At 42.3% G+C, this 1,054-nt stretch carries 1 pseudogene; it reads right to left on the bottom strand.

The window, feature by feature from the left end:
- Positions 1-1,054, bottom strand: a pseudogene (locus I6F66_RS20685) (IS3 family transposase); the annotation flags it as partial.

Raw genomic sequence — 1,054 nt, 5'->3', positions numbered from 1 at the left:
GCATTATAATGATGCGGCCTAACGTTGTTGTAATATCCGTTGATATAATCACTAACGCTATATTTAGCATCTATAAAATTTCCATATCCAACCTTTGGCATCCATTCCGTTTTAAAGCTTCTAAAAAATCGCTCCATTGGTGCATTATCCCAACAGTTTCCACGCCTACTCATACTTTGTTTGATTTTATAGCGCCATAAACGTTGGCGATATTTTAAACTTGTATAATGACTACCCTGGTCTGAATGAAACATCAGTCCTGTCGGTTTTCCTCTGCTTTCATACGCGAGTTCAAGCGCTTTTAGCGTTAAATTAGTATCTGGCGACAACGACATGGCCCAGCCAACGACTTTACGTGCAAATAAATCAATAACAACGGCTAAATAAGCCCAGCGATTACCTACCCAAATATACGTCACATCACCGCACCATACGGTATCTGGCTCAACAACATCAAATTGTCTATCAAGCAGGTTTGGAATTTCAAGGTGTTCATTACCGCCGCGTTTATATGAATGTTGAGGTACTTGGCAGCTTTCAAGCTTTAATTTAACCATTAGCTTAGCAGCACGATAACGACTCAATTCAAAATCATTGTTCGTTGCTATTGCCGCGATTGTCCGCGCCCCAGCTGAGCCACCGCTCATTGCATGTATTGCTTTAACTTCAGCCTCTAGCCTTACTTGCTCTGACGTCGGCGTTGTATCCCGTATAGCCCAATATTTATAGCTGCTACGATGCACATTGAATACGTTACACAGCACGCTAATTGGGTAACGCTCTCGTTGATTTAGTTTCTCGATTAACGAGAATTGTTCAGGGAGTCGGACATCAAGAGAGCGGTAGCCTTTTTTAATATATCCTTTTCTAATTCGATGCGTTGGATTTGCTTTTTAAGTTCGCGGATTTCAATTTGTTCGGGCGTCATTGGCGAAGCCGATGGTGTCTGGCCATTCCGCTCTTGCTTTAATTGAGTAACCCACTTACTGACGGTTGATTTACCCACCCCCATCGCTTTGGCTGCTTCTTCTTGAGTATAACTTTGGTCAACTAC

Source organism: Pseudoalteromonas sp. NZS100_1 (assembly GCF_015864285.1).
GTDB lineage: Bacteria > Pseudomonadota > Gammaproteobacteria > Enterobacterales > Alteromonadaceae > Pseudoalteromonas > Pseudoalteromonas arctica.
The sequence above is the reverse complement of the archived record's forward strand: the minus strand, read 5'-3'. Positions and strand labels throughout refer to the sequence as shown.